This is a genomic window from Cellulosimicrobium sp. SJTW-1 (assembly GCF_047716875.1).
Lineage (GTDB): Bacteria > Actinomycetota > Actinomycetes > Actinomycetales > Cellulomonadaceae > Cellulosimicrobium > Cellulosimicrobium funkei.
Window position 1 is genome coordinate 1,157,108 of sequence record NZ_CP136680.1, and the last position, 14,067, is coordinate 1,171,174.

The 14,067-nt window shown below is 74.7% G+C and carries 15 protein-coding genes; 12 read left to right on the top strand and 3 right to left on the bottom strand.

Going from position 1 to position 14,067, the window contains the following annotated elements; translation table 11 throughout:
- The first annotated feature begins 35 nt into the window (after nt 1-35).
- From RSE42_RS05275 to RSE42_RS05285, 3 genes are all read left to right on the top strand, one after another.
- Nucleotides 36-1,055, top strand: a complete 1,020-nt coding sequence (locus tag RSE42_RS05275; RefSeq protein WP_021479760.1) for a DNA-directed RNA polymerase subunit alpha — start codon at nt 36-38, stop codon at nt 1,053-1,055.
- Nucleotides 1,056-1,129: 74 nt separating this feature from the next.
- Nucleotides 1,130-1,687 (top strand): 50S ribosomal protein L17, encoded by a 558-nt coding sequence (rplQ, locus tag RSE42_RS05280; protein ID WP_021479761.1) that lies wholly within the window; start codon nt 1,130-1,132, stop codon nt 1,685-1,687.
- A gap of 154 nt (nt 1,688-1,841) precedes the next feature.
- A complete protein-coding gene (locus tag RSE42_RS05285; protein WP_415298066.1) occupies nt 1,842-2,729 on the top strand; it encodes an alpha/beta fold hydrolase in 888 nt (295 codons plus the stop codon).
- Nucleotides 2,730-2,733: 4 nt separating this feature from the next.
- Here RSE42_RS05285 and RSE42_RS05290 read toward each other — a convergent pair whose 3' ends face one another.
- Entirely contained in the window at nt 2,734-3,504 is a 771-nt protein-coding gene (locus RSE42_RS05290) for an ROK family protein (RefSeq protein WP_415298067.1), read from the bottom strand.
- Between the two features lie 116 nt (nt 3,505-3,620).
- Between RSE42_RS05290 and truA the strand changes: the two genes are divergently transcribed.
- On the top strand, nt 3,621-4,514 hold the full coding sequence (gene truA, locus RSE42_RS05295; protein ID WP_415298833.1) for a tRNA pseudouridine(38-40) synthase TruA: 894 nt from the start codon (nt 3,621-3,623) through the stop codon (nt 4,512-4,514).
- 46 nt (nt 4,515-4,560) lie between these two features.
- Here truA and RSE42_RS05300 read toward each other — a convergent pair whose 3' ends face one another.
- The gene (locus tag RSE42_RS05300) at nt 4,561-4,962 is read right to left on the bottom strand and encodes a DUF5709 domain-containing protein (RefSeq protein ID WP_034654904.1); all 402 of its coding nucleotides are present in this window, start codon (nt 4,960-4,962) and stop codon (nt 4,561-4,563) included.
- 142 nt (nt 4,963-5,104) lie between these two features.
- On the opposite strand from RSE42_RS05300, the gene RSE42_RS05305 reads away from it, so the two are divergent.
- The 8 genes from RSE42_RS05305 (at nt 5,105) to RSE42_RS05340 (ending at nt 12,954) form a co-directional block, all read left to right on the top strand.
- Complete coding sequence (locus RSE42_RS05305) at nt 5,105-5,734, top strand: DUF937 domain-containing protein (protein WP_415298068.1); 630 nt, start codon at nt 5,105-5,107, stop codon at nt 5,732-5,734.
- A 149-nt stretch (nt 5,735-5,883) separates the two neighbouring features.
- Nucleotides 5,884-7,578 (top strand): ABC-F family ATP-binding cassette domain-containing protein, encoded by a 1,695-nt coding sequence (locus RSE42_RS05310; protein ID WP_043658747.1) that lies wholly within the window; start codon nt 5,884-5,886, stop codon nt 7,576-7,578.
- A 20-nt stretch (nt 7,579-7,598) separates the two neighbouring features.
- Nucleotides 7,599-8,519 (top strand): rhodanese-related sulfurtransferase, encoded by a 921-nt coding sequence (locus tag RSE42_RS05315; RefSeq protein WP_082774673.1) that lies wholly within the window; start codon nt 7,599-7,601, stop codon nt 8,517-8,519.
- Between the two features lie 170 nt (nt 8,520-8,689).
- On the top strand, nt 8,690-9,133 hold the full coding sequence (gene rplM / locus RSE42_RS05320; RefSeq protein WP_021479847.1) for a 50S ribosomal protein L13: 444 nt from the start codon (nt 8,690-8,692) through the stop codon (nt 9,131-9,133).
- Nucleotides 9,134-9,178: 45 nt separating this feature from the next.
- The gene (gene rpsI / locus RSE42_RS05325) at nt 9,179-9,667 is read left to right on the top strand and encodes a 30S ribosomal protein S9 (protein ID WP_021479846.1); all 489 of its coding nucleotides are present in this window, start codon (nt 9,179-9,181) and stop codon (nt 9,665-9,667) included.
- 149 nt (nt 9,668-9,816) lie between these two features.
- Nucleotides 9,817-11,178: a phosphoglucosamine mutase gene (gene glmM / locus RSE42_RS05330; RefSeq protein WP_043658749.1), complete on the top strand. Its 1,362-nt coding sequence runs from the start codon at nt 9,817-9,819 to the stop codon at nt 11,176-11,178.
- Nucleotides 11,175-11,819 carry a peptide deformylase gene (locus tag RSE42_RS05335; protein ID WP_415298070.1) on the top strand — a complete coding sequence of 215 codons (645 nt, stop codon included), beginning with the start codon at nt 11,175-11,177 and terminating at the stop codon, nt 11,817-11,819. The genes glmM and RSE42_RS05335 overlap by 4 nt, the downstream gene beginning before the upstream one ends.
- A gap of 265 nt (nt 11,820-12,084) precedes the next feature.
- On the top strand, nt 12,085-12,954 hold the full coding sequence (locus RSE42_RS05340) for a VTT domain-containing protein (protein ID WP_415298072.1): 870 nt from the start codon (nt 12,085-12,087) through the stop codon (nt 12,952-12,954).
- Nucleotides 12,955-12,983: 29 nt separating this feature from the next.
- Here RSE42_RS05340 and coaA read toward each other — a convergent pair whose 3' ends face one another.
- Nucleotides 12,984-13,973 (bottom strand): type I pantothenate kinase, encoded by a 990-nt coding sequence (coaA, locus tag RSE42_RS05345; RefSeq protein WP_044144243.1) that lies wholly within the window; start codon nt 13,971-13,973, stop codon nt 12,984-12,986.
- Nucleotides 13,974-14,067: the final 94 nt, after the last annotated feature.

The following is a 14,067-nucleotide window of genomic DNA, read 5'->3' on the forward strand; positions in this document are numbered from 1 at the left end:
TCATATGGCGGACGCTCACCGAAAGGAAACCACCAGTGCTGATCGCACAGCGCCCCACCTTGACCGAAGAGGTCATCTCGGAGAACCGTTCGCGCTTCTCCATCGAGCCGCTGGAGCCCGGCTTCGGCTACACGCTCGGCAACTCACTGCGTCGCACGCTGCTGTCGTCCATCCCGGGCGCGGCGGTCACCTCCATCCGCATCGACGGTGTGCTCCACGAGTTCACCACCGTGCCGGGTGTGAAGGAGGACGTGACCGAGGTCATCCTCAACATCAAGAACCTCGTCGTCTCCTCGGAGAACGACGAGCCCGTCGTGATGTACCTGCGCAAGCAGGGTGCTGGTGCGGTCACCGCGGCGGACATCGTCCCGCCCGCGGGTGTGGAGGTCCACAACCCCGAGCTGCACATCGCCACGCTCAACGACAAGGGCAAGCTCGAGATCGAGCTGACCGTCGAGCGCGGCCGTGGCTACGTCTCGGCCTCGCAGAACAAGTCGTTCGACGCCGAGATCGGCCGGATCCCGGTCGACTCGATCTACTCGCCGGTCCTCAAGGTGACCTACAAGGTCGAGGCGACGCGTGTCGAGCAGCGCACGGACTTCGACAAGCTGGTCGTGGACGTCGAGACGAAGCCGGCGATCTCGCCGCGCGACGCGCTCGCGTCGGCCGGCAAGACGCTGGTGGAGCTCTTCGGCCTCGCCCGCGAGCTCAACGTCGAGGCCGAGGGCATCGAGATCGGTCCGTCGCCGACGGACGCGGCCCTGGCCGCGGACCTGGCGCTGCCGATCGAGGAGCTCAACCTCACGATCCGCTCGTACAACTGCCTCAAGCGCGAGGGCATCCACCAGGTGGGCGAGCTCGTCGCACGCAGCGAGGCGGACCTGCTGGACATCCGCAACTTCGGTGCGAAGTCCATCAACGAGGTGAAGGAGAAGCTCGCCGAGCTCGGCCTGTCCCTCAAGGACTCGCCGCTCGACTTCGACCCGTCGGCCGCCGCGTACTACGACGGCGACGACGACGAGGCGACGTTCTCGGACACCGAGCAGCAGTACTGAGCCTGCGGCTCTAGACACCTCAGCGCGTCCGGGTCCGCACCTGCGGCGCGATCACTTCCCAAGGAGCACATCCCATGCCTACCCCCGCCAAGGGCCCCCGGCTCGGCAGCGGACCGGCTCACGAGCGCCTGATGCTCGCGAACCTGTCCACCCAGCTCTTCGAGCACGGCCGCATCACGACCACCGAGACCAAGGCGAAGCGCCTGCGCCCGGTGGCCGAGCGCCTCATCACGTTCGCCAAGCGCGGCGACCTGCACGCGCGCCGTCGCGTCCTGCGCGTCGTCCGCGACAAGTCCGTGGTGCACACGCTGTTCACCGAGATCGCCCCGCAGATGGCGGAGCGTGAGGGTGGCTACACGCGCATCACGAAGGTCGGCACGCGCAAGGGCGACAACGCGCCCCTCGCGGTGATCGAGCTCGTGACCGAGCCCGTCAGCCCGAAGCAGGCCGTCGTCCGCGAGGCGGAGAAGGCTGCCGAGAAGGCGAGCAAGAAGAAGGCCGACAAGCCGTCCAAGAAGGCCGACAAGGTCGAGGACGCGCCCGTCGAGGACGCCGCCGTCGAGGACGCTCCCGCCGAGGACGTCCAGGACGCGCCCGTCGAGGACGCCACGGAGGAGAAGAAGGAGGCCTGAGCCTCCTCTTCCCGCCAGAGCCCTCCGGGGCTCGTCGCGCAGGGCCCGGGACCGTACGGTCCCGGGCCCTGCGGCGTCCCCGGCTCTGGCGAGCCTCCGGCCCTGTCGTGTTCCCCCGGTCGATCTCGCGTGGAGCAGGGCCTACGGTCGAGACGTGACCTCCACCGACGCGTCGCCCGGGACCGGGACCGGGACCGGGGCCGGGACGTGGCCGCCCGTCGTCCTCGTGCACGGGTCGCGCACCTCGCGCTCGATGTGGCGCGACCAGCTCGCGGCGCTGGGTCGCGCCGGCATGCGGGCCGTCGCGATCGACCTGCCGGGCCACGGGGTGCGGCGCGGCGAGGCGTTCACGCTCGACGGCGCGGTCAAGGCGGTCGCGGCCGGGATCGACGCGGTCGGCGGACGCGCGCTCGTCGTCGGGCTGTCGCTCGGGGGCTACGTCGCGATCGAGACGCGTGCGCGGCACCCGGAGCGCGTCGTGGGGCTCGTCGCCGCCGCGTGCTCGACGCCGCCGTCGACGCGCCTGCGCGGCGGCTGGCTCGTCCTCGCGCGCGGCATCGAGCGGCTCCCGGACGGAGGAGCCGGGCTGAACCAGGCGCTCGTCGACCGAGCGATGACGGCGCAGGCCGCCGCCGACCTCGCGGCCGGCGGGTTCGCCCTCGACGTCATGAGCGCGATCCTGCGCGAGGTGGGGTCGGTCGACCCGGTCCGGGCCCTCGGCGCGGCGGACTCGCCGGTCTGGCTCGTCAACGGGCGCTGGGACCACTTCCGGCTCGGGGAGCGCGGGTTCCTCGCCGCGGCGCGCGCGGGCGGGGCCTCCGCCCGGCTCGTCGTCGTCCCGGGCGCGCGACACCTGGTGAGCCTGGACGCGCCCGTGGCGTTCAACCGCGTCCTGCTCGACGCGCACGGCGCGCTCGCCGCGGGCGCGCCTCCGGGAGGCGGGGGCGAGGGCGCGACGCCGGGCCTCCTCGAGCCCGCCGCGGCCGCGCCCAGGCAGCGCACCGCGGACGGGGAGCCGGACCGCGGCACGGCCGGTCGCTGAGGCGTCAGGCCGGCGGGAGGTCCCACGCGCGGGCGCCCCCGACGAGGGCCGCCGAGTTCGGCACCACGACGACGTCGTCGCCGAGCCGGTCGAGGACGCTCGGGGTGATGCGCCGCGAGTTGCCACCGCCCAGGTAGAGGCGGTCCCACCAGAACACGGGCCGCAGCCCCTCGACGACCGCGAGGACGCGGCGCGACCAGAGCCCGTCTCCGAGGCGGCGGCGCTCGGGCTCGCCGACGTACTCGTCGTACGTGGTGCCGCGCCGCACCGGGGCGCGCGACCACTCGAGGTGCGGCGCGAGCCGGCCCCCGTGGAACAGCGCGGAGCCGAGCCCCGTCCCCAGGGTCAGCACCAGCTCGAGCCCGGACGCCGCGACGACGCCCGCGCCGTGCACCTCGGCGTCGTTGAGCACGAGCGCCGGGACGCCGAGCCGGCGCTCGACGGCCGCGCGGACGTCGAAGCTCGTCCAGGCCTCGACGAGCGCGGGGTCCACGCGCGACCGGGGCCCGCTGCGCGTCACGTAGTGGGGCGTGTGCACGACGACGCCGCGCCGGATCATCCCGGGCAGGCCGACCGTGACGCGGTCGGCGGGAGGCAGCGAGGCCGCGATGCCCGCGACCGTCTCGACGAGGAGGTCGGGCGGGAGGGGGTAGGGCGTGGGGACGCGCACGGCCGCGGCGTGCGCGGTGCCCGACGCGTCGAGCACGTTCGCCTTGATGCCGCCCCCGCCGCAGTCGACGGCGAGGGTGCGGACGTCGTGCGGGTCGCCGGTCATGGGCGGCAGCGTAGGCACGGCGGCGCGCGCGGCGCACGGGCGGGCGACTACGGTGAACTCCCGTGACCGCCGTCCCGCCCCCCGCCCTCCCGGACCCCGACGCCCCGCGACCCGACGTGCCGGACGGCGTCGTGCGCGTGCGCCTGGACCTCGCCTACCAGGGGACGGCGTTCGCCGGCTGGGCCCGGCAGCCGACGCTGCGCACGGTGCAGGGCACGCTCGAGGACGGGCTCGCGACGATCCTGCGGGGCGCGGCGCCGCGGCTCACGGTGGCGGGGCGCACGGACGCGGGCGTGCACGCGCGGGGGCAGGTCGCGCACGTCGACCTCGCGCGGGCGCAGTGGGAGGCGCTGCCCGGCCGGTCCGACCGCGCGCCGGGGGACGCGCTCGTCGCGCGGCTGGGCGGCGTGCTGCCGGGGGACGTCGTCGTGCACCGTGCGGCGCAGGCGCCGGCCGGGTTCGACGCCCGCTTCTCCGCGCTGCACCGCGCGTACACCTACCGCGTCGCGGACGACCCGGCGCAGCGCGACCCGCTGCGCCGGGAGTGGGTGCTGTGGAACCGGCGGCCGCTCGACGTCGCGGCGATGGACGCCGCCGTGCGGCCCCTGCTCGGGGTGCGGGACTTCGCGGCGTTCTGCAAGCCGCGACCCGGCGCGACGACCATCCGGGAGCTGCAGCACCTGTCGTGGTCGCGCCCGGCGGACGGGCCCGACGCGGGGCTCGTGGTCGCGCACGTCCGCGCGGACGCGTTCTGCCACAACATGGTGCGCGCGCTCGTCGGCGCGTCGCTCGCCGTGGGGGAGGGGCGCCGCGACGTCGGGTGGCCCGCGGGGCTCCTCGCGAGCCGGCGCCGAGACGCGGGGGCGGGCGTCGTGCCGGCGCACGGGCTCGTGCTCGAGGAGGTCACCTACCCGCCCGACGCGGAGCTCGCGGCGCGTGCCGACCGCATCCGCGCCGTGCGGAACGAGGAGGACGTCTGGGAGGACGCGCCGCCCCGCGAGCCGGCCTGAGCCGGCCGCGGGCGGGCGCTCGTCCTCAGGGCTTCCTCAGGGCTTCTCAGGGCTCCTCGACGACGTGGACGGCGGCCTCCTCGGCGCCCGCGGCGCCCCCGGAGATCCCCTCGTCGTCGGCGTACGTGTCGTTCTGGCGCCCGTCGAGGGCGTCGGGGTCCGCGACGAGGCGGCCCGCGCGGGTCTCGTCGGGCCGCTCGGACGGGTCGCGCTCCCACTCCTCCGGCTCCTCCTCGGCCAGGCGCTGGTCGAGCGTCTCGCCGTGCACCTCTTCCCACGGCGTCTCGCCGAAGTGGTTCGAGCGGGGGCGCTCGGGCGGGGAGTAGCCCTCGTCGAGCACGTCGTCCACGCCGCGGTCGAGGAGCGTCTCCTCGGGCTGGAGCTGGTCGGTGTCGCCCTCGGCGCCCGTCTCCGGGTCGGGGCTGGTGGCGGTGGTGTCTTCGCTCATGCGTCCCACCCTGGCACCTCGCAGGGCCGGACGCAGCCCCGGACGCGAGTGCCTGCGAGGACGCCCGGCCGGGACTACGGTGGGGCCGCACCGCGCCCCGGTGCGCACCCGCTGGAGCACCCCTGAACCGGAGGACGACCCCATGGCCGGCATCGACGACATCCTGTCCACCGTCCCGCTCGACCAGCTCGCCGGTCGGCTCGGCGTCGACGAGGCGACGGCGCAGCGCGCGGTGGGCGCGGCGCTGCCCGCGCTGCTGGGCGGGCTGCGCGCCAACGCGCAGGACCCGGCGGGCGCGGCGTCGCTCGGCGAGGCCCTCGCGCAGCACGACCCGGCGCTCGTGGAGGGTGGTGTCGACCTCGACGACGTCGACACCGACGACGGCCGCAAGATCGTCGGGCACGTGTTCGGGCAGAACGAGCAGGCGGTCGTCGCGCAGCTCGCCCGGTCGACGGGCACCGGCAAGGACCTGCTCGCGAAGGTGCTTCCCGCGCTCGCGCCGATCGCGCTGGCCTTCCTCGCGAAGCAGCTCGGCGGCGCCGGGCCGTCGGGCGGCGCCACGACCGGCACCTCGGGCGGCACGGCGGGCGGCACTTCGGGCGGCACCGCGGCGGGGAAGGGCGCGGGCGAGCGGCCGGGCACCTCGCAGACCGGCGGGGGCGGCCTGGGCGACGTCCTCGGCGGGCTCCTGGGCGGCGGGTCGGGCTCCGGCGGCGGTCTCGGCGACCTCCTGGGCGGGCTGGGCGGCCTCCTCGGCGGCGGCCGGCGCTGAGTCGTCCCGCCGTCCCGCCATCCCGCCGTCCCGCCACCCGCCATCCGCCATCCCGCCACCCGGCGGGTGGCGCCGGCCCGGCCGAGGTGCCGGACGCCGGGGTCCGGAAAGCGCGTGACCGCGCGGCCGACGTCGGGGACCATGACGGGGTGGGACACCTCGACCTCAGCGACGTCACGTATCACCTGCCCGACGGGCGCACCCTGCTCGACGGCGTCGACCTGCGGGTCGCGGACGGCGCGCGCGTCGCGCTCGTGGGGCCCAACGGCGTCGGGAAGTCGACGCTGCTGCGCATCGTCACCGGCGAGGTCGCGCCGCACGGGGGCGCCGTCGTGCGCAGCGGCGGGCTCGGGGTCATGCGCCAGGACGTCGGCCGCATCGACGACGACCGCACGGTGCGCGACCTGCTCGTCGGGCTCGCGCCGACCGCCGTCCGCGAGGCGGCGCTCGAGCTCGCGGCCGCCGAGCACGACATCATGACGGTCGACGACGAGCCCGCCCAGCTCCGCTACGCCCAGGCCCTCGTGGACTGGGCCGACGTGGGCGGCTACGACGCCGAGGCCGGGTGGGACGAGGTGACCGACGAGGTGCTGTCGGTCCCGTTCGAGAAGGCGCAGTGGCGCGACGTGCGGTCGCTGTCCGGGGGCGAGCAGAAGCGGCTCGCGCTCACGGCGCTGCTGCGCGGGCCGGAGGAGGTCCTGCTGCTCGACGAGCCGGACAACCACCTCGACGTGCCGACGAAGCGCTGGCTCGAGGAGCGGCTCGTCGCGTCGTCCAAGACGGTCCTCTTCGTGTCCCACGACCGCGAGCTGCTGTCGCGCACCGCGACCCAGGTGGCGACGCTCGAGCCGACGCCGGGCGGCGGCACGGTGTGGGTGCACGGCGGCGGCTTCGCGACGTACGCCCAGGCCCGCGCGGACCGCCGCGAGCGGCTCGCCGAGCTCGCGCGCCGCTGGGACGAGGAGCACGCCAAGCTCCAGGAGCTCGTGCGGACGCTCAAGACGAAGGCCGCGTTCAACGACGGCCTCGCGAGCCGGTACCAGGCCGCGCGCACGCGCCTGCGCAAGTTCGAGGAGGCGGGGCGCCCCGAGGTGGTCGCTCGCGACCAGAACGTGACCGTGCGGCTCACGGGCGGGCGGACGGCCAAGCGCGCGGTGACGTGCGAGCGGCTCGAGCTCACGGGGCTCATGAAGCCGTTCGACGTCGAGGTGTTCTTCGGCGAGCGCGTCGCGGTGCTCGGCTCGAACGGCTCCGGGAAGTCGCACTTCCTGCGCCTCCTCGCCGCGGGCGGGAGCGACCCCGAGCCGGGCACCGTGCCCGACGACGTGGCCGGCGGCCCGGCGGCACCCGCTCCCGTGGCGCACACGGGCCGGGCCGTGCTCGGGTCGCGGGTGCGGCCGGGCTGGTTCGCGCAGAACCACGACCACCCGGAGCTGCGCGGGCGCACGCTGCTGGAGATCCTCCACCGCGGCGAGGGGCACCGGGCGGGCATGGGGCGCGAGGGCGCGAGCCGGGCGCTCGACCGGTACGAGCTCGTGGGCCAGGCCGAGCAGCGCTTCGAGACGCTCTCCGGTGGCCAGCAGGCGCGCTTCCAGATCCTGCTCCTCGAGCTCGACGGCGCGACGCTCCTCCTGCTCGACGAGCCGACGGACAACCTCGACCTGCACTCGGCGGAGGCGCTCGAGGCGGGGCTCGCGGCCTTCCAGGGCACCGTGCTCGCGGTGACGCACGACCGGTGGTTCGCGCGCGGATTCGACCGGTTCCTCGTGTTCCGCGAGGACGGCGAGGTCGTCGAGGCGCCGGAGCCGGTCTGGGACGTCGAGCGCGTCCGTCGGGCGCGCTAGCCCTCCCTATCCTGGTGGGCATGGCCGTCCACAAGATCGTGCTCTTCTACGCCTTCACGCCGCTGCCGGACCCGCGTGCCGTGCAGCTCTGGCAGCAGGCGCTGGGGGAGCGGTGGCACCTCACGGGTCGCGTGATCGTGTCGGAGCACGGGATCAACGCGACCCTCGGCGGGACGGTCGAGGACCTCAAGCAGTACGTGAAGACCACCCGCCGGTACCCGGGCTTCGAGGGCGTCGACGTCAAGTGGTCCGACGGCACGGGCCGCGACTTCCCGCGCCTGTCCGTCAAGGTGCGCCCCGAGCTCGTCGCGTTCGGCGTGCCGGACGAGGTCCGGGTCGACGAGCACGGCGTCGTCGGCGGCGGGGAGCGGCTGAGCCCGCAGGCCCTGCACGACCTCGTCGAGGAGCGCGGCGACGACGTCGTGATGCTCGACGGCCGCAACGCGTTCGAGGCGGCGATCGGCCGCTTCCGCGGGGCCGTCGTGCCCGACGTCGCGACCACGCGGGACTTCGTCGCCGAGATCGACTCGGGCCGCTACGACGACCTCAAGGGCCGACCCGTCGTCACGTACTGCACGGGGGGCGTGCGGTGCGAGGTGCTGTCGGCGCTGCTGCGCGCCCGCGGGTTCGAGGAGGTCTACCAGCTCGACGGCGGCGTCGTGCGCTACGGCGAGGTGTTCGGCTCGCAGGGGCTGTGGGAGGGGTCGCTCTACGTGTTCGACGAGCGCATGCACGTCGAGCTCGGCCCGGGCTCGACGCCGCTCGGCGCGTGCACGGCGTGCGGGGCGCCGACGGCGAAGTACGAGAACTGCGCCGACCCGAGCTGCCGGACCCTGCGCCTGTACTGCCCCGGCTGCGTCCACGAGGCCCGCTCGACGCGCTGCGAGACGTGCGTCCGGGAGCGCCCGGCCGCTTTGACCGGCGGCCTGCCTCGCGGGTAGTCTGGTGAGTCGTTGTGCTCATCTCACGACACCCGTGTCGCTAGCGCGCCCACTCGCTGCCGGCCAAGGAGCGGGTGTCGACCGAGCCCGCCGCGCAACGACCTGCCCTCTCGGCCGCACGCTTCAGCGGTCGAAGAAGACATCCTGAGACAGAAACGAAGGCTACGACCGTGCGTACGTACACCCCGAAGCCCGGCGACGTCCAGCGCGACTGGTACGTCATCGACGCGACCGACGTCGTCCTGGGCCGCCTGGCCACCCACGTGGCCACCCTGCTGCGCGGCAAGCACAAGCCGACCTTCGCTCCGCACGTCGACGGCGGTGACTTCGTCATCGTCATCAACGCCGGCAAGGTCGCCCTGAGCGGCAACAAGCGCGAGCAGAAGATGGCCTACAACCACTCCGGTTACCCGGGTGGTCTGCGTGCCGTCGCCTACGGCGACCTGCTCGACAAGCACCCCGAGCGTGCCGTCGAGAAGGCCGTCCGGGGCATGCTCCCCAAGACGACCCTCGGTCGCGCCCAGTTCGGCAAGCTGAAGGTCTACGCGGGTGCCGAGCACCCGCACGCCGCTCAGCAGCCGAAGCCGTTCGAGATCACCCAGGTCGCGCAGTAATCGCCGCCCAGGCGTAGCGCACAGAGAGACGCGAGGACACCACCCGTGGCCGAGACCACCGTCGACACCGACACCCTGGGCGACGAGACGCCCAGCACCTACACCTCCGAGTCCGCCGCCCCCACGGGCCGCGGCCAGAGCATCACCGCCCCCGGCCAGGCCCTGGGCCGCCGCAAGGAGGCCGTGGCGCGCGTGCGCCTCGTCCCCGGCACCGGCACCTGGAAGGTCAACGGGCGCACGCTCGAGGACTACTTCCCGAACAAGGTCCACCAGCAGCTCGTCAACTCCCCGCTGAAGCTGGTCGACGTCGAGGGTCGCTTCGACGTCGTCGCCCGCATCACGGGCGGCGGCTCCTCGGGCCAGGCCGGCGCGCTGCGCCTGGCGATCGCGCGCGCGCTCAACGCGATCGACGCCGAGCACAACCGCCCCGCGCTGAAGAAGGCCGGCTTCCTCACTCGCGACGCCCGCGTCGTCGAGCGCAAGAAGGCCGGTCTCAAGAAGGCCCGCAAGGCACCGCAGTACTCCAAGCGCTGATCCTGCGCTGTGCGCTCGTCGGCCCCGGTGGACCTCGTCCACCGGGGCCGACGGCGTTTGTGAGGAGCGGTGACCAAGACCCGTCGACGGCGGGCAGCGGCTGACGGTCGTACGGTCGGCGTACGGCCGGTACGAGGGGAAGGACTTCCATGGGACGGCTTTTCGGCACCGACGGGGTGCGCGGTCTCGCGAACGGCAACGTGACGGCGGAGCTCGCGCTGGACCTCGGCGTCGCCGCGGCCCGCGTGCTCGCGAGCGGTCAGGAGGAAGGGCACCGCCCGCGCGCGGTCGTCGGGCGCGACACGCGCGTGTCCGGGGAGTTCCTCGGCGCGGCGCTCATCGCGGGGCTCGCGAGCGCGGGCGTCGACGTGAAGGACGTCGGGGTCCTGCCGACCCCGGCCGTCGCCTACCTGACGAGCACCATGGACGTCGACTTCGGCGTCGTCATCTCGGCGTCGCACAACCCCATGCAGGACAACGGGATCAAGTTCCTCGCGCGCGGCGGCGTGAAGCTCGACGACGCGGTCGAGGACCGTATCGAGAGCCTGCTGGGCCAGGAGTGGGAGCGCCCGACGCACGGCGTCGTCGGCCGCATCTCCCCGGACTCGGGCCGCGCGGGCGGCGCGTACGTCGAGCACCTCATGTCGAGCATCGGCGCCGACGAGGATCACAAGCCGCTGGCCGGGCTGCGGATCGCGGTCGACTGCGCGAACGGCGCGGCGAGCGACGTCGGGCCCGCGGCGCTGCGTGCTGCCGGGGCGGACGTCGTCGTCATCAACGCGAGCCCCGACGGCCGCAACATCAACGCGGCGTGCGGCTCGAACCACCCGGAGCAGCTCCAGGCCGTCGTCGTCGCGTCCGAGGCCGACTTCGGCGTCGCGTTCGACGGCGACGCGGACCGCTGCATCGCGGTCGACCACGGCGGCACCGTCGTCGACGGCGACCAGATCATGGGCGTCCTCGCCCTCGCGCTCAAGGACGAGGGCGCGCTCCCGCACGACACGCTCGTCGTCACGGTCATGAGCAACCTCGGGCTGCTGCTCGCGATGCGCGCGGCGGGGATCAGCACCGTCCAGACGGCGGTCGGCGACCGGTACGTGCTCGAGGAGATGCGCGCCCACGGCTACGGCCTGGGCGGCGAGCAGTCAGGCCACATCGTCATGTCGCGCTACGCGACGACGGGCGACGGCGTGCTCACGGCTCTCCAGCTCGCGGCGCGGGTGCGCGCGACCGGCCAGAAGCTCGCGGACCTCGCGGGCGTCGTGCAGCGGCTCCCGCAGACCCTCCTCAACGTCCCCGGCGTGGACAAGGCGCGCGCGTCGACCGACGAGGCGCTGCTGGCCGCGGTCGCCGGTGCGGAGCGCTCGCTGGGCGAGACGGGGCGGGTGCTCCTGCGGCCGTCGGGCACCGAGCCGCTCGTCCGGGTCATGGTCGAGGCGGCGACGCAGCAGCAGGCCGACGCGGTCGCCGGGCAGCTCGCGGGCGTCGTGCGCGAGCGGCTCGCCCTGTGAGCGCGTCCGGGCGGCTGACAGGACGCGAGGCGGGCACGAGCGTGCGGCAGGGGGTCGACGAGGCGCTGCGCGAGCACGTGCTCGCGCTCCTCGCCGCATACCCGGACGGCGTCCTGCCGATCGTGCAGGCCGGCCACCCCGTGCTGCGCACGCCGGCCGTGCCGTACGCGGGCCAGCTCGGCGACGCGCTGCCGCGCTTCCTCGACGCGATGCGCACGACCATGCGCGCGGCGCCCGGCGTGGGGCTCGCCGCGCCGCAGGTCGGCATCGGCCTCGCGGTGGCCGTGGTCGAGGACCCGGGTGCACCGGACGTCGGCGACGACCGGGAGCGGAGTTCCCTGGAGTACCGGGTGCTCGTGAACCCGCGCTACGAGGTCGTCGGCGAGGAGACCCGCACGTTCTTCGAGGGCTGCCTCTCCGTGCACGGCTGGCAGGCCGAGCGGACGCGCGCCCACGCCGTCCGGCTCACGGGCCAGGACGAGGCCGGCGAGCCGTTCGACGACGTGCTGACCGGGTGGCCCGCGCGCATCGTCCAGCACGAGACGGACCACCTGCGGGGCGAGCTCTACCTCGACGCCGCCGACCTGCGCACGCTGTCCTCGACCCTCGGGGTCGCGCGGCTCCCGGGCGCCGGGAGCTAGCCCACCGGGCGTCCGCGGGCCCCTGGTCCTCACGACGTACGGGCCCGCCGCGGGAAGTCGTCCGCCGGGATGACGAACTGCCGCGGCGGGCACGGCAGAATCGTCACGGGCGCGGCGCCGTCGCGCCCGGGGTCCTCAGGGGTGAACCGGGGGTCTCCCTGATGGTCGTCGTCCTCGCGCTCCGTAGGCTTGTCCTGGTGCAGGACGACCGACCTGCCGCCACCGCCCGCCTGGCCTCCCCGCCAGCAGACGAACGAGGACGCCGTTGCCCGACGCCGTGTCGATCTTCCTGGAGAATCTCGAGCACTGGATTCTCGCCCTCGCGGCGTCCGCGTGGATCTATCCCGCCCTGTTCGGCTTCGCGACGATCGACGGGTTCTTCCCGCCGGTCCCCAGCGAGTCGGTCGTCATCACGCTCGCGGTCTCCGCGCACGCGACCGGCGAGCCCAACCTCGTCCTCGTGCTCCTCGTCGCGGCCCTGGGCGCCTGGACCGGGGACCAGATCGCGTTCGCCATCGGTCGTGCCGTCGGCACGGAGCGCCTGCGCATCCTGCGCACGCCCCGCGGGCGTCGCGCCGTGGGGTGGGCCGAGCGCGCCCTCGCGCACCGCGGCGCGTCGTTCATCCTCGCGGCGCGCTACATCCCCGTGGGCCGCGTCGCGGTGAACATGACGGCCGGCGCCGTCGGGTACCCGCGGCGCCGCTTCATGGCGTTCTCCGCCGTCGCGGCGGTGACGTGGGCCGTCTACTCGGTGCTCATCGGGCTCGTCGCCGCCCGGTGGCTGGGTCACGAGCCGCTGCTCGCGATGGTCGTGGGCATCGTGCTGGGCGTCGGGAGCGGGTTCGTCATCGACCGCGTGCTCATGATGCGCGCGCGCCAGCGCGGCGAGCTGCCGCCGACGCCGCAGGCGCCGGCCGCGGAGGGTGCGACCGACCCCGCCGGGACCGCGCCGACGACCGGCGGGACGCCGGCCGCGACCTCGCCCGGCGGGGGCGCGACGGCCGGCGGGAACCCCGCGACCGGGCCGGTGACCGGCGCGCCCGCGCCCCGTCCGCGCGCGGCGGACGCCTCCGGGACGGTGCCGCCCGGGTCGTCGGGGGCGACGTCGTCGGGCACCCCGCCCCGCGCGACCTGACCTTCCGCCCGTGGGCTGAGCGGGCCGCCTCAGAGCTTGCGCAGGCGGACGCGCTGGACCGAGTGGTCCGAGCCCTTCGTGAGGACGAGGGTCGCGCGGCCGCGCGTCGGCAGGATGTTCTGCTCGAGGTTCGGCGCGTTGATCGCGTCCCAGATCGACTTCGCCCGCTCCACCGCCTGCTCGTCCGTGAGGTCTGCGTAGCGGCGGAAGTACGACTCGGGGCGCGCGAACGCGGTGCGGCGCAGCGCGAGGAACCGGTCGACGTACCACTGGCGGATGTTGCGCGTGCGGGCGTCCACGTAGATCGAGAAGTCGAAGAAGTCCGACACGGCGACGGTCGACTCGTCGTGCGCGCTCGGGCGCGCCGGCTGGAGCACGTTGAGGCCCTCGACGACGAGGACGTCGGGCTTGCGGACGACGGCCTCGGCCCCCGGCACGATGTCGTACGTGAGGTGGTCGTAGACGGGGGCCCGCACCTCGGCGTGCCCCGCCTTGACCTTGGACAGGAACCGGATGAGCGCGCGACGGTCGTAGGACTCGGGGAAGCCCTTGCGGTCCATGAGGCCGCGGCGCGCGAGCTCCGCGTTGGGGTAGAGGAAGCCGTCGGTCGTGATGAGCTCGACGCGCGGCGTCTCCGGCCAGCGGGCCAGCATCTCGCGCAGCACGCGCGCCGTCGTCGACTTCCCGACGGCCACGGAGCCGGCCACGCCGATGACGTACGGCGTGTTGCCGGTCTCCTCGCGCAGGAACGTCGACGTCGCCTCGTGCAGGCCGGACGTCGCGGTGACGTAGAGGTTGAGCAGGCGCGAGAGCGGCCGGTAGACGGCGTCGACCTCGGCGAGGTCGATCGGGTCACCGAGGCCGCGCAGGCGCGCGACGTCGTCGTCGGTCAGCGGCAGCGGCGTCGACTCCGACAGCCGGCTCCACACGGCCCGGTCGAGATCGACGTACGGCGAGGACGACGGCGCGGCCAGGTGGGCCCGCAGGAGGTCGGACGGGTCGTCGGCGGGGGAGGACACCCGCCCGATTCTGCCGGATGCACGCCCGTGCCGGTGCACGGGGCGGCCCCGCGCCCTGGCGAGGGCACCACGGGGCTGCCCTCCGCGGGTCGCC